This window comes from Yersinia alsatica, assembly GCF_025133195.1.
Lineage (GTDB): Bacteria > Pseudomonadota > Gammaproteobacteria > Enterobacterales > Enterobacteriaceae > Yersinia > Yersinia alsatica.
Genome location: NZ_CP104006.1, coordinates 2,880,391 through 2,902,103 on the forward strand (window position 1 = coordinate 2,880,391; position 21,713 = coordinate 2,902,103).

A 21,713-nucleotide genomic window follows, 5' to 3' on the forward strand; every position below is an offset into this window, starting at 1 on the left:
TTTAATCGATTATAAACAGAATACCCGTCAGCACTCTCCGGCCTCCGAGGCGCATTAGTCGCACCTCGGCGAAAACGGGGGATAATTGATTAAGGGAAAGTAAATAATTACTCTACTGTCCAAGCTTCACTAAATTCGGTATCTGCAAAAAGCTCAGCAAGGCCGGTGATCTGTTTCAGTCTAAGGATTTCGTCAAGGCTCATTCCCAGCTCTTTACTTATTTGGTCATCCTTCCAGCCCAAACGACAAAGGTCACGCACAATATCCGACATGGCTGTAATCTGATGTTTACCTCTGGCTCTGTTATGCCTAATAGTTGCGCTAATACGTTCTCTTTCTCCTTGTCGTTCTCTATTTATTCGCGTGACAGGTAAATAGCCTTTCAAACGTTTATTGAGTGATGGGTGTGAGTTAGCGACCTGATGGCGATGAAACCCATCAACAACAATATGTTTAGCCTCTTCCGATGACACGACAATTGGCTGAGTGAAGCCATCAAGCTCTATAGAGCGGGTTAACAGTTTTTTTTCTACTGTAGCCATCACATTAGGATTATAGTCATTGGCTTCAATTGAACTGGCTTTAACCCAGACAACACAATCAACAGGCTCATCATAAAACGGGCTATGTTCGTGAATTAGGTGTCTTAGTTCATTAATAGCCTTTATTTTCTGATGAAGGTCGTCAATAGACTCAAGATATTCAATTAGAATTTTGGTTATTTTTGATGACATTACAATATTCTCCATTCCGCTCTTTTTTTCTCTATGTTTTTACAGTAACGCTCATAATGGGCTGATTTTGTAGGGCTGAATGAGAGTGCTTTGCACCAAAAATCATTTTTTATAATTGTCTTACAGATCCTGCGCCAGGAAGGTATATCCCGATAACCCAGATCGTTATCTTGTGCATCTGGTATATCATCTGGATAACCTCTGGTCTTAAACCAGCGGAGGTAAACGAAGATCTTATTGCGGTAATGGTCGGCTGTTTTCTGAGGCATATTATCGAGAAGAAAGAGGGCGTAACTTCGCCAAGTATAATGTTCAGGCTTACGGACTTGTTTTCTCAACGCATAATAGTCACCACTTTGGTTGGCATAAATAGCGCCACAGTGAGCGCCATTAACGCGCAGACACATTTTTTCCCAGGTATCGGGTTCAATAATATGGAATAGCCATAAACCAATTCTCTGTTCCGGGCCAAACGGCTCACAGACACGCATGTTCCGAGGGGGAACGCCAGCACGATACATTAGGTCATATAGGGCGTTATAAGGTAGTTTTGAGCGAGCATTGAAGGCCCAGATATCCTGTGTTTGCCAATCGTATAATGGATAACATGTGTAGCTAAACCCTTCGGTAGATGCAGTAGTCCAGGGTTTATCTTCAGCAAACCTAATTTTCTTCTGAGAGGTTAAGGCCAGATAGCGGTTGAGTGATTCACTGGTCCTGATACCGATAAGTGATGCCAAACTCTTTCCGCCAGCCAGCCAGTTGGAAAATGCAGGAACAAACTCCTCGAATGTCATTGGATAACGATAAAAAGGGAAATAATTCTGCTCAGTAATCGCCTCTGCGGGGGGCTGGCGAACCCAATGCTGCCCCGGCTCCCAAGCTATCCATTCAGGCTGATATTGAGAGACTGCGTTGACGGTTTTTAATGGCAAAGCAACCCAGTAAAACTGACTAATAACATCGCTATACATTGTTTTTAGGGCTTGAATATGACTAATGGTGAGCGAATATTGAGCCTCCCAGTCAATAAAGAGCACAGAGAAATTTTGTCGTTTCTTTCGTGCAACAGCCGCTGCCAAATGAAGTAACACTGTAGAGTCTTTGCCACCAGAAAAAGATAGACAGACTTGATTGAATGAATCGAAAACCCAATCTATTCGCATCAGTGCAGCATCAAAAACATTCATCCCTATTTTTATTTTTTTCATCCGCATCTCCTACATGATTATTTGGGAAAATTATATTTATTTTCTATTCTCGGCACTTTACGTTAAATCAAAAAAAGCAGGTAAACAGTGAGGGTAAATAATCATTTTTTTGAGGAGTCTTGGGGCTGAAAATTTATGTCACATAAAGTGACTATGATTGGGCTATAGCGATAAAACATCTGCGCTCGAATTTATGCTCGCATTTGTCTCATCCAAGTAGAACATGGCAATAAGCATACTTGATCCACGACTAAATACAGTAATATATCGCTACGATATTGTCAGCGCTAGCATTGATTGTTGAATGGATTGCTGGCCGTGGAATACATCCACACTCATTAGATTTAGCTGCATTGTTGGCGGGAATTAATGCGATTGCACGGGTTTGTGCATAACCGGCTATTTTATTTTTAAGGGGTGTAAATTTCTGAGGATAGGTTCCCTTTAACTAAATGAGTAAAATATGATTTTTTCTTCAGTAGAAAGAGGCCTGCAGCGTTATCTGAGTGTTCATATATTCTGTTAGGCGGAAAATTAAGCTATAAGTAATTAAGGCCAGGAAATCACAATGAAAACCCTGCATTAGCAAGGTTTTAGAGATTCTCTATTTGGGGCTGACTATATCGATGAGTTATTAATATAAGGTCAGTCTGATGGTTTGGCCTCCACTTAGAATCTATATTGCATGCCAACAGATACTGTATAATTCATATTTTCTATGCCAGCAGCATCACCACCGACATAGCCTTTATTCCCAGTGGTTCTATCGATGATTTCAGAGCCGCCTTTACCTTCCTCATACTTGCTGAGGCTTAGCTCTGTATAAACTTTGGCGTTAGGTGTTACGTAATAACCGGCATCAACAGTGGTGGAATAATAGCGTGAATTATTGCTTTTATCGTGAAAAGTAAGACTGCGAGCATAATGCTCATCATTATCTTTTGCAGTAACCCAAGGGCTAAATTTTAATAATGCATTAAATTCAAAATCTTGATAGCGATACATACCAGCCAGCCCTAAGTAGGGCATGCTAAACTGCTGATTGTAAGCTATAACTGGTGCGTCAGGAGGGATGTTACCAGTCCTTGCACCGTTATTATAGCTATAGCTCCCTCCAGATGCTGCCCAGCTAAATCTGGTTTTTTGATAACCGAATATTGTTCCAACACGATATTCAGGCGTATTTAGAACCCAGCCTTTTACATTCACATCAAACTCGTTGGCATGGTTCAGTTGTGTATTTGGATGAGTAGACCAGTGCGACCAATTAGACTGCCCTGGGGTTAACCAATCGTAGTCATCCATACCCGACGAGCTGGAGGCGAGTGATGTCCAGCCGCGGGCATTTAATGTTAACCAATTAAAGGCATCCCAAGAGATATCTCCTTTAATGATGGCTGTGTTTTTAATTTTCCAATTTAACTCACTTAACTTTTGTCCATTATCCGTGTCGTAGACATACTCTTTAGATTCGCCGCCCAAGAATCCGAGAGCGATACTGGTTTTAATACTGTCCGAATTCAAATTAATATTATTGTCTGCAAATGCAGGCGAAACTGCGGTAAATGCACTGAGTGCTACCAAAATACCCTTTATCATCACAAAAGATTCCTTGTCTTTAAATTAACTACCGCGATTCTTTCAATGAAATTACAGTTAGATACTGAAAATAGATCTCGCCTACCTAATAATCTATAAATGCTCCATGCCAGGTAAATAAAAAAGTCCAATGCCTCTAATGGCATTATTAAATATCACATCTAATTTAAACGATTAATCAATAGGCCTTATGAATGCTTTCATGAGTGTGCTGGGCTTTATTTTAATGATATTTATTGCATTAATCTGTTAGTAAAGTTGTATTCATAAACTGAATGCATTTATTACTCACCGCCTTAGAGCAAAGGCCAGCAGGTTTCAATTGCAGTACCAAGGATAGGGCGGCTTTACTTTGGTTAATCAGCCAGTTGCTACTAGCTCGGTAACAAAAAATAGATATTTATGATAAAACATTAGTGAGGTCCGCAAAAAATGTATTAGTGTGATAACTGTGGTATGTAGTCAATAGCCTATATCTTGTCATCGAGACCTCGCTTCGGCGGGGTTTTTTGTTATATAGGGGGTGTCAAAACAGATAATCGGAAATACAGTTTTTAGACCAGCTGACATCGCTAACATTTTCTTGGCGCAGCGGCTACACAAGCAAACAGTTATTTTACTGAATCCTACACCGTCGTGAGATATCGCTGGCGGTGATTTATTTCTCCAAGCCGATGATTAATTTCTCGGCTTTTTTTTGTTCAACTAAAAGGTGTTTATCTATTATGTCTACAAATTCAACTTTGAAATATCCAGTAGTGTTAGTTCATGGCTTATTTGGTTTTGATAAAATAGCCGGGATTTATCCTTACTTTTATGGTGTTGAGGAGCCACTGAAAAAAGCAGGCGCAGATGTATTTATTGCCACGATTTCCGCAACCAACAGTAACGAAGTCCGTGGTGAGCAATTACTTAAATTTATCAAAGAAGTCATGGCAAAAACCGGGGCGAAAAAAGTTAATCTCATTGGCCACAGCCAAGGGCCATTAGCATGCCGCTATGTTGCCGCAACACACCCAGAGCTGGTGGCTTCTGTTACTTCCGTGAATGGGGTTAACCATGGCTCGGAAATTGCCGATCTGGTTCGCTCTGCCTTGACGCCTGATCGTCTTCCTGAGCAAATTGTTAACACTATCATGTCTGCTTTTGGTGCATTTGTTTCCCTGCTGAGCGGGAAGCCTTTCTTGCCTCAGGATTTTATGGAATCTATTAATGCACTGACCACAGAGAATGTCGCCAAGTTTAATACTCAATATCCACAGGGTTTACCCGAAGTTTGGGGAGGCGAAGGGAAGGAGTTTGATAATGGGGTTTACTATTATTCATGGGGAGGATATCTGGGCTATAACCCACTCACTGAAGGCATGAACAACCTCGACCCACTGCACCATTCATTGGTTGCTTTATCTCTTTTGTTCACCAAAGAGCGTTACCAGAATGATGGTATGGTCGGGCGCTATAGTATGCACCTAGGTAAAGTGATTCGTTCGGATTATAAGTTAGATCATGTAGATGCCGTTAACCAAACAGCTGGCATGGTCAGTAGTGAAATTGACCCGGTTAAATTGTATGTAAACCATATTGAGCTTTTGAAATCAAAAGGCCTTTAATAAAATCAGCCCCCTCTCTAACCGGAGGGGGTTAATGACTTATTAGATATCATGCTATCTATTGTGTCTCAGATCCTTTAACTAAATTCTTTCAGATTTCAACGCGTTTGGCTTGGTAGCTAACAAGCCGCTTGATCTGTGCCTACAATTCGAAATACTGTATATAAAAACAGTATTGATGATGTGGCAGCCGTTTTATTTAAGGTTCTAGTGGGGGAGCGTTCAAGCCACTAGGTGTTTGTGGAGAATTAACAAGATATGGTCCAAATGAGTGCATATGGGAATCCCGCTGCGGATTACACAGAACGACCACTGGATCTGAATGAGTTATGTATTGCTCACCCAGCCGCGACTTATTTTGTCCGTGTATCAGGAGATTCTATGATTGGTGCGGGTATTTATGACGGCTCACTGCTGGTTGTTGACCGCAGTGTTACACCAAAGCATGGCGACATTATTATTGCGGCGATCAGTGGGGAATTAACAGTGAAAAAACTGTGTCTGCATCCGGCTGCGCAACTGGAAGCCATGAATCCAAATTATATCCCTATCATTCTGAATGATGGTGGTGATGGTTTAGAAACGTTCGGTGTTGTGAGATACGTTATTAATGAGGCTTCACATGTTTGCCCTCGCTGATGTGAATTCTTTTACGCATCCTGTGAGTTAGTATTCCGGCCGGACTTGCAGGGTAAGCCGATAGTCGTACTTTCTAATAACGATGGCTGTGTCATTGCGCGAAATCGTGAAGCGAAATTGGCTGGGGTAAAAATGGGTGAACCTTACTTCCAACTGCGCAAGCTTATTCAGCGATATGGTGTTTTTACATTCAGCAGCAACTATGAACTTTATACTGATATGTCGAATCGGGTTATGACCGTGCTGGAAGCGATGTCTCCAGTGACAGAGATCTATTCAATCGATGAGGCGTTTTTGAAGGTATCCGGCGTACAGAATTGCATAAGTTTGGAGCAATTTGGCCGAGATATTCGCCAGCGTGTATTGCAGTGTACCGGCCTTACTGTTGGTGTAGGGATAGCCCAGACGAAAACACTGGCAAAACTGGCTAACCACGCGGCAAAACAGTGGAGTAAGACCGGAGGCGTGCTGGATTTGTCCGATCCCCTCAGGCAGCGTAAGTTGCTTGCGATAACGCCAGTACAGGATATATGGGGAATTGGTCACCGTATTGGCAACAAACTGAATTCACTTGGTATTAATACGGCATTACAGCTGGCCGATATGAATTCTCAGTTTGTGCGTAAAAACTTTAATGTCGTGTTAGAGCGAACCGTCAGAGAACTTAATGGCGAGCAGTGCCTAGAGCTTGAAGAGTTTATCCCAACCAAGCAGCAGATAATATGCAGCCGATCCTTTGGTGAGAAGATCACGGATTATCAGGCTATGCGCGAGGCTATCTGCGAATATGCCGTTCGTGCTGCTGAAAAGCTGCGTGGCGAGCATCAATATTGTAGGCAGATAGCCGCCTTTATTAAAACCAGCCCGTTTGCATCTGATGGCCCATATTACGGGAATGTTGTAAGCACTAAACTGCATATTCCCACCCAAGATTCACGCGACATTATAGCCGCGGCATTAAGATGTCTTGATGCGATATGGAAAGATGGACATCGCTATCAAAAGGGCGGGGTAATGCTAGGTGATTTTTACAGCCAGGGAACTGTGCAATTGGGGCTTTTTGATGATAACCAGCCAAAGGCTAACAGTGCAGCGCTGATGGAAGTACTGGATGGGATAAATAAATCAGGCAAGGGTAAGGTCTGGTTTGCCGGACAAGGTATCCAGAAAGCATGGCAAATGAAACGCAAAATGTTATCGCCTGCCTATACAACTCGTTGGTCTGAGCTGCCCATCGTCAGCTAAGCAGGAGAATAAACAAGCAATATTGTATATCTGCTAAATATTGTTGAAACCCCGTTTAATACTTTATTGTGATCAGATTTGTTATCAACCCTATATATGTTCTGTCGCCCCCAAATAGTGAACGAATAGCAGCAAAGAAACCTCACCAAAGCAGCGAGGTTTCTTGTGAGTACAGGGAATAGCTCAGTTCGGGTTATGCATGATAACTATTAACGGACCACAAGAACGGAGCATTTTGCGTGGCGGACTACTGCCGCAGCATTTGAACCCAGTAAATAAGTCATTATGCCGGGCCGATGTGATGCAATGATAATCAAGTCTGCCCGGATTGAATCGGCAATTCTCAGGATCTCATCTTTAGGGGAGCCTGAGGCTACATGCTTTTTGATCCTATCCGCTGGAATATCAAACTTATCAATAAGTTCTGAAAGTTTGGATAATGCTTCGTTTTTAATCTGCTCTTGATCTGGAGCTTCCCCTGAATAGGCGAGCCCTAGAGAGGCATAATAAGGAAACGTCGGAATGACCGTCAGGAAATGAACGTGAGCGACATCAGTAATGTTTGCCTGTGCCTCAACATGTGCAATGACTTGTTGGGTAAACTCAGGATCTGAAATGTCCACAGGCACCAAAATAGAGTGATACATACATCCTCCTATTTGTTTTATAACCCGCCGTAATTATAGCGGCTTATTTCAAATCAACTGTGGCATAGATCATTGTTATTTCAATTAGAACATTGAGAGTAGCAAGGCAACCGGTAGGCTCAAGGGCCAGGTTATACCGATAAGAAATGACGAAATCCATCTTACTAACAGGCTCTGATCGCGAGTCAGGGGGAAGATGATGCCAGTCGCGACAACAACGCCAATCCCGTAAATGCAAAGCAGGATAAATCCAGTGCTCATGGGGCAATTTTCCTTTTGTCCATGCTATTTGCTTATTATCGACGAAAGAGCCTCTGTGTTGGCACGGTCATTCAAATTATAGGGCAGGGCAATTTGCATGGTCATTTTTGTTTCGACACATCAGTGACTCAATCCATTTCGCACACATTTTTAACTGATAAATGGCTATCTTGAAAGCTAAATTCCATATTTGGACACATAGTGCCGGAATCTATTTTGCTACATAAGACAAATAACCTGCCACGCCTCCTTTTCCGCCATCTTTCGGATGATTCACACCATCCACGACTTTAACAGAAGGAAAGTCGAATGGAGATACGCCTTCTATGCAGGCAACATTAACGCCATATTGATTTGGATTAGAACGACGCTGATGAAAGGTATAGATACCACATGCTGAGCAGAAGTAATGGGCGGCTGCTCTGGTATTAAAACGATACTCAGTGAGTTTGTCTTTTCCCTTAATAATATCAATAGATTGCGCTGACACCACGACGGCACCCCGCATACGACAAAACGAACAATTGCAGCGAAGGGCAGTATTAAACCCGTCGATAAGCTCAACATTAAAGACTATGGCCCCGCAATGGCATTGAGCTGACATTTTATTTGGCATAGTAATCTCCATATAATCATTCGACAGTATTGGCAGTTGGATAATTGACTGTGAGATAGATAACCGTTTTAATTTACACCTCTTATACCCATCGTACAGTTATCCCATTTTATTCGCGGCGGCTCTTACTGTCGCTAACCGTCTTTTTTCTATAAGTGGTGCCAGTTGATCTTTTACTTGTTTAAGCAAATCTGCAGCAGCTGTTCGTGGTGAGCCCGAGGTAAATGGGGGCTCTGGATCGTACTCCATATTCAATTGAATATTTTGAGCAACATTATCGCCATAAATAGCTGCCACGACACTCAGGGCAAAGTCGATTCCAGATGTCACTCCCGCGCCGGTGATTCGGTTGCGGTCTCGTACCACTCGTGCATTTACAGGTTCGGCACCCAACAGAGCAAGTTGATCTAACGAAGCCCAGTGAGTGGTGGCTTTATATCCTTGAAGAAGACCCGCAGCACCTAGAATAAGAGCCCCTGTACATACCGAAGTAACCAATTTGGACTGCGCGCTGTGGTGCCTAATGAACGAGAGTGTTTCTTCATCCTCCATCAAATCTATTTGCCCTGGGCCACCGGGGATACAAATCACATCCAACTTTGGACATGTATCGAATGTGACTGTTGGCAATATAGCCATGCCGCGGTCAGAGATGACGGGCTCGCTATTTTTCCAAATAAGATGAACTTTAGTGTTCGGTGCTCGGGCAAAAACCTCATAAGGGCCAGTTAGGTCAAGTTGGGTTAATGCTGGGAACAGAAGTAGCCCAATGGATATGCAGGAAGAATCAGTCATGAAGAAATCCTTTAAAAAATAGGAATTATTACGGCCCCGGTTCTATAGGTGTGTTTTTAAATACATCAATATTGGTTTGCATGTGATAAGGCGGTGATGTTATCGACACATTGGATCGCGGATAATTGCGCCGTATCTAGCTGTAAGTGAATTCTATCCCATGGTTCATAGTGCCGGTTGATAACCTTCTTCCAATCAGGCAGCGTGAGTCCTTTAATATCGGGTGTTCGGCTTTCTACTCGCAGCCGATGTTCATCGAGATTGGAGCAAATAATTTCAACTTCTAAAAAGGGTACATTTGCCGATAGAGCAATATCACGATAGGCATTGCGTGTAAGAGTCATGGGATTGACGGAGTCAGTAATCACCGTTGAGCCGAGACGTAAGTTTTCTCGCGCTAATTCATAAGCGACAAAATAACCGGTAGGGCCCATTGCCATATTTTCACCCGCAGAATCAGCAGAGCGAATCGCTTGTTCTATAGTATCAATGCGCAAGTAGATGGCTTTTAATCGTTCAGCCAACAAACGGGCGATGGTGCTTTTTCCCGTGCCAGGTAAACCGCCAAAAATGATTAACATTGCTTATCTCCTTATAATACATATCTATTATTTTACATGGCTGCATTGTTGGCTGATTATCTGAGGAGGTAGAGCCGGACTCCCTCATCTACATTCTCCCTCATGCCCTACAAAATCTCAGCGAGATTTTGAGCCTTAGCTTCAGAGGCTATTTCTGGCATTAAGCATTCCTGCATGCACTCCATAAAGACTCTCATTGCTGGGCTGACAAACTTACCAGCATGATGGGCACATAATGCAGTAATTGTTAGCGGTATATCTGAAAAATGAAGTTGCTGTAGCTCGCCTGACTGGAGTTCTTTTTCAACCGTGAAGCGAGGTAAGAAAGTGACACCAAGGTTACTTGCTACGCATCGTTTAATACTTTCAATACTCCATAACTCAATGGTGTTTTCAAGTGTAATACTGCGTTGACGTAGTGTGCTTTCAAAAAGCTGACGAAAAATGCACTGAGGTTCATTAATAATGAAGCTCACCGGTAAATGCTGGTTCGGGCGGGTAAAATCCATTTCTTTGAGCAACGGTGATGCGACTAAAACCAGCTCCTGCTCACCAAAATTTGTCATATGCAATGCGTCATCATTGCCGACACGGTAGAAAACACCTAAATCAGCCTCATCCGCCAGTAATGCATCGCGTATGACATAGCAATTAAGTGATTGCAGGGATAAGCGAACTTTTGGCGCTTTCATTTTAAAGCGCTGCAACACTTGCGGCATTTTGTATGCCAGTAAGGTTTCGCCTGTTGCGACCCGAAGTTCACCTGTTGGCTCAGTGTCCTGTTGTGCTGCTTGACGTATCCCCGCCATCACTCGTGTGAGTTCATACACATGAGGCATTAAGTTTTTCCCGGCTTCAGTAAGCAACATACGACGGCCTATTTTTTCAAACAGTTGCATCGATAGTTCTTGTTCTAATTGCTGAATATGGAAGGTTACCGTTGATTGCGTACAGCACAGTTTTCGTGAGGCTCGCACAAAAGAACCTTCTTCCACTACAGTTTTTAGCGTAATAAATCGGCGTAAATCCATGGAGTTGTCCTGTTAATCAATCGAAATTATTGAATTGATAATATCAAAACATTCGTTTTTTTGATTCTTTCGAATGAGATAAAGTCTAAAAAAAATTTGGAGAAGACAAGTGACATCTACCATCGTTAGTGCGTTTCTGACTTATACGCTGATTACTGCAATGACACCTGGGCCTAATAACATTCTCGCACTGAGTTCAGTTAATCAGTATGGTCTGAGAAAAAGCACCCGGGTTTTGGCTGGAATGAGTGCGGGTTTTTTAATTATCATGCTGTTGTGTGCTGCTTTCACTTTCACACTAAATAACCTTCTTCCTTCGGTGAGTATTTGGCTTAGTTGGGCTGGCGCGGCTTATGTGCTTTGGCTGGCTTGGCGTATTGCGGTTAGCGAACCTTCTTCATCAAATACTCAAGCGAAACCACTGAGTTTTTGGCTGAGTTTCTGGCTGCAATTTGCCAACGTTAAGATTATTTTGTACGGCATTACGGCGCTATCTACTTTTGTGTTACCGCATACCGATAATGTTTTTTGGGTGCTCATTGTGAGTCTTCTGCTGGCTGTTATCGGTATTACGGGTAATTTATGCTGGGCGCTGGCAGGGCATCTCCTTCAGTCGCTATTCCAACGGCACGGTAAAACAATCAATTTGATTCTTGCAGCGGCATTGATCTATTGTGCTGTCCGAATGTTCATCTAAAACTTATTGGCATCCTGCTGCTCTTTTATACCCCCAATGATTAGCGATGTAATTTCATCATTTCCCCACTCGAATGGGTGGGGTAGTCTGATATACTGCTGAAAAATTGTTGTAACTTGTGATAATAGCTAGAGTTTATTGTTTTAACTCATTATCGAAATCAGTTTGGGGCCAAGTGTGTGAACACGAATTCTACCGTCTTACCTTCTCGGCATACCTTTAGCTACGCTCCGTTTCGCCACTTATTTTTCGCCCGCCTGCTTACTGTTTTAGGCAATGGAATTGCGCCTATTGCACTGGCCTTTGCAGTACTTGATATCGGCGGGACTGCAACTGATTTAGGGCTGGTGGTTGCCGCCCGTTCTCTCTTCAATGTTGCTTTCTTATTGATTGGCGGTGTGCTTGCAGACCGCTATTCCCGCAGTCTGGTTTTGGTATCCTCATCCGTCATCGCGGCATTATCTCAGGGCGTGGTCGCCTGGATAGTGCTTGATGGGACAGCAACAATCATGTGGCTTATGGTGCTAGGCACGGTTAACGGCGCCGCCGCAGGTATTGCACTGCCAGCCTCTTCGGCAATGGTTCCACAAACCGTGCCTACACGTAACCTTCGGGAAGCGAACGCTTTTATCCAGTTGGGTATCTATGCGGGAACAGTCATTGGTGCCTCTTTGGGCGGTGTTTTAGCCAGTGCTGTTGGGCCCGGCTGGGGATTGGCCATCGATGCTTTGGGATTTGCCGCCGCAGCACCTCTTTATATGTTAATCCGTATTAACCCGATGCAGTCTTCTGAATCACAAACTAATATCTTGCAGGATCTGCGAGATGGCTGGAAAGAGTTCATTTCCCGGGCTTGGGTTTGGGCTATTGTCGCGCAGTTTACTATTGTTAATGCTGCTTTTAGCGGCGTGGTGATGGTGCTTGGCCCCATAGTGGCAGATGCTTCATTTGGGCGAACGGGCTGGGGGATGATTGTTGCTACACAAAGTATTGGTTTAATTGTCGGTTCTTTTATTGCGCTTCGATGGCGTCCACGGCGCGATTTGCTAGTTGGCGTCATGCTAATTGCACTTTGTGCCATACCTATCGTCCTGCTGAGTCTGGCCTCTTCGACATCTATTCTGATGGGCGCATTTTTCATTGCTGGGGTTGGTTTTGGCCAATTTGGCGTTGTTTGGGCCCATTCGCTGCAAACTCATATTCCACCAGAGAGACTTGCGCGAGTTTATGCTTATGATGCCATGGGGTCATTTATCGCCATTCCTCTAGGTGAAATTGCTGCTGGTCCTCTCGCGATGCACTATGGCAGCAAGGCTGTTTTGTTATCTTCTGCCATTGCCGTCGTGGTAGCGACTGTTGCTGCCAGTTTTACGCCAGCAATTAGGCAACTCGATAATGCACCTCAGGTGAAGCAGCATATTTAGTTGAAAAATAGTTCGATACTTTTGCATGCTATTCAACGTCACTCTATTCTGGGCTTAAGATTATTGGGTTTTATATATAAATTTAATGAAAACTTTACATTAAAATACAAAGTTTACATAAAATGGCAGGTGGTCATTATTAATGCATAAACTAGAAACACACTTATTTTTTGTACTTGATGGTTACTGGGTGGTTATAAATACATCTTAATACTATTGTTTGAAAATAATAATCATTACCATATTCGAATTATCTCCTCAATATTCTGGCATCAAACGACTGGTATTTAAAACTACGAATCATTTAACAATTGATGCATTATTCCAGTCTTGTCATGCAGTTAAGTGCAATACACTATGACTTTAGTGTTTTTTCTGACGGCCTCTACCTACTCTTTTGTTGATTTGGATTTTTTTAAATGATTTCTGTCACACTTTTAAACTTTAACAATACTATTTTTGATTAATTTCAATAAAATCATCAGATTGGTTTTTATTTTTCAAAAAATAAGTGCGATTTTAGTGGCTCTATAACGTCAACTTATCATCTCTATATAGTTCTTTCCTACATTTTTATAGGAATATTCTTTTTATTTTGTCGGCATAATTACCGGAATAATATGATTATTTTCAATTTATAGTGGAAATGTATTATTTTTTAATTTTAATTTAAAACATAATGCGCTACTAAAATGATCCGAATCAATATTAACGTTCAGTATTTTAAATTTACAGTGAGCTAAAAAACCATTATAAATTCACAATCCAGTTTTTTATGCTAATTATTTGCCGACCTCTGGGCCAAAGATCTGCGGTTGTCCCATTTACTAGAGGATTTGATCGCGTATACTCCTGCTCATAGTTATTGAGGTCGGCTATAAGGATGTTTGGATTTCTAATGTATTAAACATCAGATTTATATGTTTATGATATTAGCCCCCCCGTATTTCTCATGCCTATAAATGATATTTAAAATGTCGATTGTGCTAACGTGGTAATATTGCTTGAGTTTTTAACTTATGAACTCTTTTGAGAAACTCATTGAACTGACTTTAATGTCCAGCAACGATAAATAAATATCTACTAATTATTGTGGGCAACACCTCACAATTGAATTCACACACAATAGTATCGAGTTTTTTACTCATATATTTATTAATAATCGGAATTATAAATGAAAAAATTAGCTATCATTGCTTCAGTCGTTGCTGCATTCACTGGTATTAACGCCGCTCAAGCTGCATCTACCGGTACCATCAACTTCACCGGTGAGTTGACCGCTTCTACCTGTAACGTATCAGTTGATGGGCAGGGCGCAGAGGCAACAGTGGTGTTACCAACGGTCAGCACCAGCCAACTGACAACGGCTAATCAGGTTGCTGGTAGCACTGGTTTTAATATGGCGTTGAGCAACTGTTCTGGAACACTTAAGACGGTTTCTGCTTTCTTCGAAGCAGGCCCGAGTGTTGATCTTGTCACCGGTCACCTGAAGAATGTAAGCGGTGATGCTGGCATGGTTAGCCTTGAATTACTGGATGGATCTAACGCAATGGCTCCAATTAAAGCCGGTAACACCAGCCAGGCAATCAGTACAACCTACGTTAATGCGGCATCAGGTTCTGCAACACTGCCCTATGCTGTTCAATATTATGCTGACGGTGAAACCACTCCGGGTACAGTTATCAGCAACGTTGTTTACTCTATTCAATACAAATAAGTATTAAAGTGTAAACTTGAAATATTAAGGGCAGATATCTGCCCTTTTTGACGATAAGAACTAAAATTGAAATATGCACTCATTCACTAGGTGTCGAGGTGGTTATGAACAGAACTAACCGTATTTTATTCACTGTTTTTTCAGCCTTGATTTTACTTTTACTGGTGGGTCGTTCTGTTCAGGCAAGTGTGGTTATCAGCGGAACTCGGGTGGTTTATCCTGAGAGTCAAAAAGAAGTGACAGTAAAAGTCACGAACATGGGTAGTGGCCCAGTCGTATTACAAAGCTGGATAGATAACGGTGATGTAAATGCCCGCCCAGAAACATTAAAAGTGCCTTTTGTTCTCACGCCGCCAATTAATCGGGTTGAGCCGAATAAAAGTCAGACACTACGTATTAGCTATACCGGCACAGCATTACCTAAAGATAAAGAGTCTGTATTTTGGCTCAATGTATTAGAAATACCGGCTAAAGCTGATGCCAGCAGTAAGAAAAATTATTTACAGATGGCTTATCGTTCGCGGATTAAATTGTTTTTCCGCCCTCAGGGTTTGATGGGCAATGCGAATGATGCTGCAAAATCACTCGTCTGGACAAAAGTACCCGGTGGGCTTAAAGCGACGAACCCAACGCCGTTCCATATTTCGCTGGTGACGGTTGAGGTTAATGCCGGGGGTAAAAAATCCCAAGTTGAAGGACAAATGATCAGTCCCAAAGATTCGCTAACGTTTGCATTTCCAGGGAATAGTTCAGGCTCCACGGTAGATATTGAATTTGTTAATGATTACGGTGCGCTGAATAAACTGAGTCAGACTATCAAGCCTTGATAGATAACCTTTTTTTATTAAGTCATAAAAAAATACCAGTAGATTGCCGCGTATATCGTGGGGTCAGAAGATGAGAGTATTCTACGGAATAAATAAATAATGAAACGCTCTGCAATAACTTTTTCTGCGGGTCTACCTGATCGTATTTATTTTTTAACCCCTTTGGCGGCAGCGCTTATTTCAACTTTTTTGTCCCCTGTGGCTTTGGCTGCGGAGAGTTCAGAAAAAATAGAGAGTGCTGAAAAAACCACAGTTAACACCACACCCGAAAGCAGCAAACCACAGGTTGCCGAGTTTGATAATGCGTTCTTAAATACGGCTCATACTGGTTCCGGTGTTGATTTAAGTCGTTTCTCGACAGGTAGCAGTGTGCTGCCCGGCAACTATCGTGCCGATATTTATTTAAATAATTCACTCATTGGCAATGAAAATGTGGAGTTTAAAGCCCGCGATGATAAAAGTGTGTATGCCTGTTTATCCACTTCACTTATTGCCAGTCTTAATCTCAAACCCGATGCTTTGCCATCTCAGTCTTTAGTACCGCTGAAGAAAGAAGCCGGTTGTGTTGACCTGCAATCCCTTATTCCAGATGCGTCAGTCACCTTTGATAACAGTGAACAGCATCTGAATATCGCTATTCCTCAGGCTCTATTACTCCATACCGCGCGTGGAACAGTAAGCCCTGCCTTGTGGGACAGCGGCGTAACATCAGGAATGCTGGGTTATTCACTCAATGGCTATAGCAGCTCATCAAATGGGCAGACGTTTAACTCGGCTTTTGCGGGCATTAATACCGGGCTTAATCTGGGATCATGGTATTTCCGTCATAACGGCTCGTATAACTGGCAGGAAAATGGCGAGAGCAAATACACCAGTATTAATAGCTATGTGCAGCGGGATGTTCCGGCTGCGCAGGGTCGGGTGTTATTGGGGGAATCCAATACTCCCGGGCAGTTATTCGACACCATACCCTTTACCGGTGTGCAATTTAGCACTGATGACCGCATGTTGCCTGAGTCTTTACGCGGTTATGCGCCAGAAGTGCGCGGTATCGCGCGCACCAATGCGCTGGTTACTATCCGCCAAAGCGGTCAGGTGCTATATGAAACAACAGTTGCACCGGGTGAATTTATCATCGATGACCTCTACCCAACCGGCTATGGCGGCAATCTAGATGTGACCGTACGCGAGGCGGATGGCAGCACTCAGAACTTTCAGGTGCCGTTTGCCGCGGTGGCACAGTTACTGCGCCCCGGTTCTCAACGCTACAGTCTGACGGCAGGTAAAGTACGCAACGACTCGCTGTCCTTTACCCCGGGACTTTATCAGGGAACTTATCAACGCGGTCTGAGTAACAGTATTACCGGCTATACCGGCGCACAGGTCAGTGAAGACTATTATGCCGTGCAGCTCGGGACGGCATTCAGTACCCCGATTGGCGCAGTGGCATTTGATGTGACACAAGCCAACACCCATCTGCGGGAAGGGTCGGAAAGTGGTCAGAGCTATCAGGTCAGCTACAGCAAGGTACTCACGGAAACCAACAGTAATCTGAGCGTGGCCGCCCACCGCTTCGCCACTCAGGGTTATCTCGATTTCTCGACGGCAATGCAAACCATCGATGCTGAGCGTCAGGGCTATGATGCCAACCGCATCTATCGGGCAAAGAACCGTCTCACCGTCACTGCTGCTCAGGGATTACCGGAGAAGTGGGGCCAGATGTATATCAGTGGCTCGTTGCAGGATTACTGGAACAAAGAGGGCAGTGACCAACAGTATCAAATAGGTTACAGCAATAATTACAAAAGTATGACCTATGGGCTGAGTGTTAACCGCAGTCGTTCTGGGTTGGGTGATATGCAAAATACCTATCTGGTCAGCGTGAGCTTCCCGTTAGGGCGCAATGACCAGCGGAATGTGCCGCAGATGCGTCTGGAAATGAACCGTAATGGCCAGGGCGATTGGGGCGAACAGGCCACAGTATCAGGCAGTGCCGGTGAGCAAAGCCAGTTCAGTTATGGTGCTACCGCGATGAACAGTAATGGCGGCTCAGGTGCCAGTGGCAGTGTGAATGGCCAGTATCGCGGCGATCGTGCTACCAGCATGGCGTCGTATGGCGGGGGGAGCAATTACCAGAGTGGTTCTGTCGGTATTTCCGGCAGCATGATTGCCCACCCAGGAGGGGTAACCTTAACCCCATACAGCAGTGAGACCTTTGCGGTGGTAGAGGCCAAAGGGGCGGAAGGGGCAGAAGTGTCGTCTTATTCCGGCGTGAAAATAGATTCACGAGGCTACGCCGTGGTGCCGTATCTGAATGCCTATCAGATGAATGAAATCACCATCGACCCGAAAGGCACCTCTTATGATGTTGAGTTGGAGTCAACCAGTCAGAAAGTTGCCCCAAATGCGGGTGCGGTGGTGATGGTGAAATATAAAAGTACCAAGGGTTACCCGATATTGGTCAATGCCATACAGTCGGATGGCGAACCGGTACCCTTTGGTGCCGATGTCCTTGATATGAAAGGCCTGGCGGTGGGTTCTGTTGGGCAGGGCGGGCAGGTTTATGCGCGGGTCAGTGAAGAACGCGGGCGCTTGCAAGTGAGCTGGGGCGAGGGGGCTGGGCAGCAATGCTATCTCAGCTATATCTTGCCGCCACAACAGGCGAATACGAAAACCACCGGAATAATGCAATTTACCTCAACGTGTGTGCCGCAGGGATAAATCCATCGCGGGGAGATAAAGCACGTTATCAGTGCATGTGTTGTCAACCGTGTCAGACATTCTGTTTAACTTTTCACGTTGGTTGATGCGTCAGTCAGCCAACGGCATAGGGCTTGATGATAATGAAAAACTCAGTCATAGACTTAGCCAGACACCGTATCTTCTCAACAGCGAGCTTGCTGCTGTTGTTGTGTGGAACTCTGATGGTGTTATCACCTGGTGCTCTGGCGCTCACCACCTGCACCGGTAATACGAAAACCATTACGGTACCTATGCCAGCAGCGGTAACAGTACCGAGTGATGCTGATGTTGGGACGATACTGAGCTCTTGGTCGATGACGGCAGCCGAGACGAACTGGTTTACCTGTTCTGCGACGGTACAGGAGAGTATTGGTATCGGTTTTGAAGCATATATGCTGACACCGTCGGGGTTAACTATCACTGATGGAGGGGCGGTTTATAAAGTGTTTAATACTAATCTGGCTGGCGTCGGTATCGCCATGGGCTCCAAAGGCTATGCGAATGGATGTGGCTGGCAGCCGGATTGGAAACCGGTTTCTGATGTGCAAGGCTATGCCTGTAACGCGCCGGAATTATTGCCTAATGGTGGGCAATTTCGTGCCATTCTGGTTAAAACTGGCCCGATAACTGCCGGGACAGTCAATGCGATGACCGTGGCGAAGGCTCCGATGAAAATTAACGGGGCATGGAGCACCTCATTGGTCAATACCATCAATATTACTGCAACACAGGTGACAGTGCTGAGTTGCCTCACGCCAGATGTTTTGGTGAGGCTAGGGACTCACGATGCGTCAGAATTCTCAGGGATGGGGTCATTTACCGCAGCGGTTAATTTTGACGTTGCGTTGAACAATTGCCCGGCAGGCATTAACACCATTACCTACCAGATTGATGCCGTGACCCCGATCCTGAATGCCGCGTCATCTGTCGTGGCACTGGACAGTAGTTCAACTGCCAGTGGTATTGGGGTGCAATTACTCGATGAAGTGGGAAACCCGTTCACATTTGGTCAACCTACGCGGCTGACGGCATACAGTGGTAGCACGGGGGGGAACTATAAAATCCCACTTAAAGCCCGCTATTACCAAACTGAAGCCAGATTACAACCCGGCACGGCCAATACCATGATGAGTTTTACCATGACCTACAAGTGATTGAATGACAATGGCATAACCATTTTAGCCACCGTCTATTAAATCAATATGCCCGAAATTGATGTCACGCCGAACAAAGCACACGCTAAAGTTGTATTCCTGATAAATTACTACTAATAATATCCCCCTCTGAAGAAATTCTGAGGGGCGATCTTTCCATTACTACCTCGCGCCAGCTCAGTAAACTATTGCCAGTCCATTTAACTGAGTTATCAGGAGTCAGCGAAATCCGATGGATACCCCGCTAAATTGGCACAAAGATCATTTCATTATCACCACCGACCCTGCTCAATTAGATATTGATGCTATTCATCGTTATCTGACCCGCTCCTCTTGGGCGGCGGGGATAAATAAAGAGACTGTTCGTGCATCAATAACTCATAGCCTGTGTTTTGGGCTCTTTCATCACCATAACCAAATTGGATTTGCTCGGCTGATAACGGACTTTACCACCTTTGGTTATCTATGTGATGTCTATGTTATTGAGGAATATCAGAAAAGTGGCTTGGGATTATGGCTAATTGAATGCTGCCAGTCACACCCTATTGTGAGCTGCTTGCGTCGAGTTATGCTCGTTACCACCACCGCGCCTTGGTTGTATGAGAAAGTCGGCTATCAACCGGTTAATATTCCTGATTATGTTTGGCAAATAACCCGTCCTGATATATATAAAGTCTCGTAGCTATTCCTTTGTATGGAGTTAGTGACGAATAATAACGTTTAGAGGGTCAGTAAATGGGAACTGTTTTGGCACTCATGGGCTTGATTTTAGGTGCCTGGGCTGTACGTAGTATTTGTCTTAAAGAGCAAAGTACCGGGAAGAAGGTGGCAAAATCTATTTTCGCGGCTTGGTATTTTCTGACCGCCGGTGGGATAGGGGGAACTGAAGAAGATAAGATTGTGCTCGTTATTGTCGCCATGTTGATTGGTGCCGCGGTTGTCCTCTATTCGAATCACGCTGATAAGGTGAGTTCTGAGCGGTCGTGAGCAATTTCACCATACCGGTTGGAAAAGCTGGGCTTTACCAGTACTTAGGTCTTTGAGGTTTGTCAGGAGATTAATTTATGAATTCACACCCAATACGGCAGGTTATTGAAGCCTGTGATAGGGCTATTACCGCCAGAGATTTTGATGCACTGATGAAGCACTATGCCGTGGACGCGGCGCTGGTGATCAAGCCTGGAATGATTGCCCGAGGTGCGGAAGATATTCGTCGGGCTTTTATTGCTATATCTGACTATTTCCAAAATCAACTTGTTGTTGAACAAGGGGAAATGCAGGTTATTGAAGGTGCGGATGATGCGCTGGTTATTATGGAAACGGTACTACGTTTTCCTGATGGTCAGGGCGGAACCGTCAACACCACTCGGCGGGCAACTTATGTATTTCGCCATGAAGCGGATGGCCGCTGGTTGTGTACCATTGATAATTCATATGGGACGGCGCTGTTAGATAGTGATTGCGCTTAACTATCCGCCACGTTGATGTGGAAAAACCGCTTTTCACCTGACTCGGGCTAACGAGAGATTGGCGTGGTGGTGAAAATACTCAAAAAGAGATCAAGTGGGGGGTTAAAGCGAGTCGGTCAGTCCTTTACTGAGGAGTTGCATAACTTGCAGCCAGGCCACTTCAGTTTCTTTGCCCAATTGCTGGAATACCTGCTGTAGTAGTTGCTTTTGTGTATTGGTTAATTGAGATTCGAGTTTTTTACCCGCGGGGGAAAGAGATAATTGCCGCACTCGCTGATCATGTGCAGCAGCCGTCACCGTAATTAATCCCATTTTAACCAATTGCTTTAGTGGGCCATTAAGTGCCTGTTTACTGATTTTTAAAATGCCCAGTAACGCATTGATAGCAATGTCGGGATTGTGCCCGACAAAGTACAAAATGCGGTGGTGTACCCGCCCTAATCCTTGCTCCGCCAGTAATTTATCGGGCAACTCAGTAAAGGAGCGATAACCGAAATAAAATTGCTCGATGGCTTGATGGAGTAATAAGTCTTCTTGTTGCGATCTGTTTTTAGCTGTTGCCATCGAATTTTTATCACAAATAAAAAATAATTAGGTCAATAGTATTGACGTAACAAGCTGTCCATTTTATGTTCCATAAAGGTCAAATTCGTTGACCTTTATGGAAGGACTGCAATGAATAAGACAGTAGTAGGCCAGAATAATCGATTTTCC

At 44.0% G+C, this 21,713-nt stretch carries 21 protein-coding genes and 1 pseudogene; 12 read left to right on the plus strand and 10 right to left on the minus strand.

Going from position 1 to position 21,713, the window contains the following annotated elements; genetic code table 11:
- Window positions 1-107: 107 nt before the first annotated feature.
- The 3 genes from N0H69_RS12790 to N0H69_RS12800 all read right to left on the minus strand — a co-directional run bounded on the left by N0H69_RS12790 (window position 108) and on the right by N0H69_RS12800 (window position 3,544).
- Window positions 108-734 (minus strand): IbrB-like domain-containing protein, encoded by a 627-nt coding sequence (locus tag N0H69_RS12790; protein ID WP_050151112.1) that lies wholly within the window; start codon window positions 732-734, stop codon window positions 108-110.
- Window positions 734-1,945 carry a phosphoadenosine phosphosulfate reductase gene (locus N0H69_RS12795; protein WP_050151113.1) on the minus strand — a complete coding sequence of 404 codons (1,212 nt, stop codon included), beginning with the start codon at window positions 1,943-1,945 and terminating at the stop codon, window positions 734-736. The genes N0H69_RS12790 and N0H69_RS12795 overlap by 1 nt, the downstream gene beginning before the upstream one ends.
- A 669-nt stretch (window positions 1,946-2,614) precedes the next feature.
- On the minus strand, window positions 2,615-3,544 hold the full coding sequence (locus N0H69_RS12800; protein ID WP_050151114.1) for an omptin family outer membrane protease: 930 nt from the start codon (window positions 3,542-3,544) through the stop codon (window positions 2,615-2,617).
- Window positions 3,545-4,269: 725 nt separating this feature from the next.
- On the opposite strand from N0H69_RS12800, the gene N0H69_RS12805 reads away from it, so the two are divergent.
- From N0H69_RS12805 to umuC, 3 genes and pseudogenes are all read left to right on the plus strand, one after another.
- On the plus strand, window positions 4,270-5,154 hold the full coding sequence (locus N0H69_RS12805) for a lipase family alpha/beta hydrolase (RefSeq protein ID WP_050109663.1): 885 nt from the start codon (window positions 4,270-4,272) through the stop codon (window positions 5,152-5,154).
- Window positions 5,155-5,412: 258 nt separating this feature from the next.
- A complete protein-coding gene (umuD, locus tag N0H69_RS12810; RefSeq protein WP_050136339.1) occupies window positions 5,413-5,793 on the plus strand; it encodes a translesion error-prone DNA polymerase V autoproteolytic subunit in 381 nt (126 codons plus the stop codon).
- Window positions 5,777-7,038, plus strand: a pseudogene (gene umuC, locus N0H69_RS12815) (translesion error-prone DNA polymerase V subunit UmuC). Before umuD ends, umuC begins: the two are co-directional and overlap by 17 nt.
- 209 nt (window positions 7,039-7,247) lie before the next feature.
- On the opposite strand, the gene uspF reads toward umuC, so the two are convergent.
- The 6 genes from uspF to N0H69_RS12845 all read right to left on the minus strand — a co-directional run bounded on the left by uspF (window position 7,248) and on the right by N0H69_RS12845 (window position 10,969).
- A complete protein-coding gene (gene uspF / locus N0H69_RS12820) occupies window positions 7,248-7,685 on the minus strand; it encodes a universal stress protein UspF (RefSeq protein WP_050109661.1) in 438 nt (145 codons plus the stop codon).
- A gap of 84 nt (window positions 7,686-7,769) precedes the next feature.
- Window positions 7,770-7,946, minus strand: a complete 177-nt coding sequence (locus N0H69_RS12825) for a GhoT/OrtT family toxin (RefSeq protein WP_050109660.1) — start codon at window positions 7,944-7,946, stop codon at window positions 7,770-7,772.
- 211 nt (window positions 7,947-8,157) lie between these two features.
- Window positions 8,158-8,562: a GFA family protein gene (locus N0H69_RS12830; protein WP_050121204.1), complete on the minus strand. Its 405-nt coding sequence runs from the start codon at window positions 8,560-8,562 to the stop codon at window positions 8,158-8,160.
- 99 nt (window positions 8,563-8,661) lie between these two features.
- The gene (locus tag N0H69_RS12835; protein ID WP_050151115.1) at window positions 8,662-9,357 is read right to left on the minus strand and encodes a DJ-1/PfpI family protein; all 696 of its coding nucleotides are present in this window, start codon (window positions 9,355-9,357) and stop codon (window positions 8,662-8,664) included.
- A gap of 65 nt (window positions 9,358-9,422) precedes the next feature.
- Window positions 9,423-9,938, minus strand: coding sequence for a P-loop nucleotide/nucleoside kinase family protein (locus tag N0H69_RS12840; protein ID WP_050136341.1), 516 nt, complete (start codon window positions 9,936-9,938; stop codon window positions 9,423-9,425).
- A 107-nt stretch (window positions 9,939-10,045) separates the two neighbouring features.
- Window positions 10,046-10,969 (minus strand): LysR family transcriptional regulator, encoded by a 924-nt coding sequence (locus N0H69_RS12845; protein ID WP_050121206.1) that lies wholly within the window; start codon window positions 10,967-10,969, stop codon window positions 10,046-10,048.
- Window positions 10,970-11,078: 109 nt separating this feature from the next.
- On the opposite strand from N0H69_RS12845, the gene eamB reads away from it, so the two are divergent.
- The 9 genes from eamB to N0H69_RS12890 all read left to right on the plus strand — a co-directional run bounded on the left by eamB (window position 11,079) and on the right by N0H69_RS12890 (window position 20,999).
- On the plus strand, window positions 11,079-11,666 hold the full coding sequence (eamB, locus tag N0H69_RS12850) for a cysteine/O-acetylserine transporter (protein WP_050109655.1): 588 nt from the start codon (window positions 11,079-11,081) through the stop codon (window positions 11,664-11,666).
- Between the two features lie 179 nt (window positions 11,667-11,845).
- Window positions 11,846-13,090, plus strand: a complete 1,245-nt coding sequence (locus N0H69_RS12855) for an MFS transporter (RefSeq protein WP_050109654.1) — start codon at window positions 11,846-11,848, stop codon at window positions 13,088-13,090.
- A 1,174-nt stretch (window positions 13,091-14,264) separates the two neighbouring features.
- Window positions 14,265-14,807, plus strand: a complete 543-nt coding sequence (locus tag N0H69_RS12860) for a fimbrial protein (RefSeq protein WP_050109653.1) — start codon at window positions 14,265-14,267, stop codon at window positions 14,805-14,807.
- Between the two features lie 104 nt (window positions 14,808-14,911).
- Window positions 14,912-15,634, plus strand: a complete 723-nt coding sequence (locus N0H69_RS12865) for a fimbrial biogenesis chaperone (protein WP_050121208.1) — start codon at window positions 14,912-14,914, stop codon at window positions 15,632-15,634.
- Window positions 15,635-15,733: 99 nt separating this feature from the next.
- Window positions 15,734-18,355 (plus strand): fimbria/pilus outer membrane usher protein, encoded by a 2,622-nt coding sequence (locus N0H69_RS12870; protein ID WP_050109651.1) that lies wholly within the window; start codon window positions 15,734-15,736, stop codon window positions 18,353-18,355.
- A gap of 122 nt (window positions 18,356-18,477) precedes the next feature.
- Window positions 18,478-19,530 carry a fimbrial protein gene (locus N0H69_RS12875; protein ID WP_216594359.1) on the plus strand — a complete coding sequence of 351 codons (1,053 nt, stop codon included), beginning with the start codon at window positions 18,478-18,480 and terminating at the stop codon, window positions 19,528-19,530.
- Window positions 19,531-19,762: 232 nt separating this feature from the next.
- Window positions 19,763-20,212, plus strand: coding sequence for a GNAT family N-acetyltransferase (locus N0H69_RS12880; protein WP_050151116.1), 450 nt, complete (start codon window positions 19,763-19,765; stop codon window positions 20,210-20,212).
- 53 nt (window positions 20,213-20,265) lie between these two features.
- A complete protein-coding gene (locus N0H69_RS12885) occupies window positions 20,266-20,517 on the plus strand; it encodes a hypothetical protein (RefSeq protein WP_050109648.1) in 252 nt (83 codons plus the stop codon).
- A gap of 77 nt (window positions 20,518-20,594) precedes the next feature.
- Entirely contained in the window at window positions 20,595-20,999 is a 405-nt protein-coding gene (locus N0H69_RS12890) for a YybH family protein (protein WP_050109647.1), read from the plus strand.
- A gap of 102 nt (window positions 21,000-21,101) precedes the next feature.
- Here N0H69_RS12890 and N0H69_RS12895 read toward each other — a convergent pair whose 3' ends face one another.
- Window positions 21,102-21,563 carry a MarR family winged helix-turn-helix transcriptional regulator gene (locus tag N0H69_RS12895; protein ID WP_050136351.1) on the minus strand — a complete coding sequence of 154 codons (462 nt, stop codon included), beginning with the start codon at window positions 21,561-21,563 and terminating at the stop codon, window positions 21,102-21,104.
- Window positions 21,564-21,713: the final 150 nt, after the last annotated feature.